This window comes from Streptomyces cinerochromogenes, assembly GCF_014648635.1.
Lineage (GTDB): Bacteria > Actinomycetota > Actinomycetes > Streptomycetales > Streptomycetaceae > Streptomyces > Streptomyces cinerochromogenes.
In genome coordinates this window covers 1-518 of record NZ_BMRM01000063.1, presented here as the reverse complement: position 1 = coordinate 518, position 518 = coordinate 1, and the positions used below count along the sequence as shown (strand labels likewise).

At 56.0% G+C, this 518-nt stretch carries 1 rRNA gene; it reads right to left on the bottom strand.

Features of this window, described 5'->3' with window-relative positions:
• Positions 1–518, bottom strand: a 23S ribosomal RNA gene (locus tag IEZ20_RS39430); the annotation flags it as partial.

Sequence of the window (518 nt, the reverse complement as noted above, 5' to 3'; positions counted from 1 at the left end):
AGACCAGTGAGCTATTACGCACTCTTTCAAGGGTGGCTGCTTCTAAGCCAACCTCCTGGTTGTCTGTGCGACTCCACATCCTTTCCCACTTAGCGTACGCTTAGGGGCCTTAGTCGATGCTCTGGGCTGTTTCCCTCTCGACCATGGAGCTTATCCCCCACAGTCTCACTGCCGCGCTCTCACTTACCGGCATTCGGAGTTTGGCTAAGGTCAGTAACCCGGTAGGGCCCATCGCCTATCCAGTGCTCTACCTCCGGCAAGAAACACACGACGCTGCACCTAAATGCATTTCGGGGAGAACCAGCTATCACGGAGTTTGATTGGCCTTTCACCCCTAACCACAGGTCATCCCCCAGGTTTTCAACCCTGGTGGGTTCGGTCCTCCACGAAGTCTTACCTCCGCTTCAACCTGCCCATGGCTAGATCACTCCGCTTCGGGTCTTGAGCGTGCTACTGAATCGCCCTATTCGGACTCGCTTTCGCTACGGCTTCCCCACCCGGGTTAACCTCGCAACACA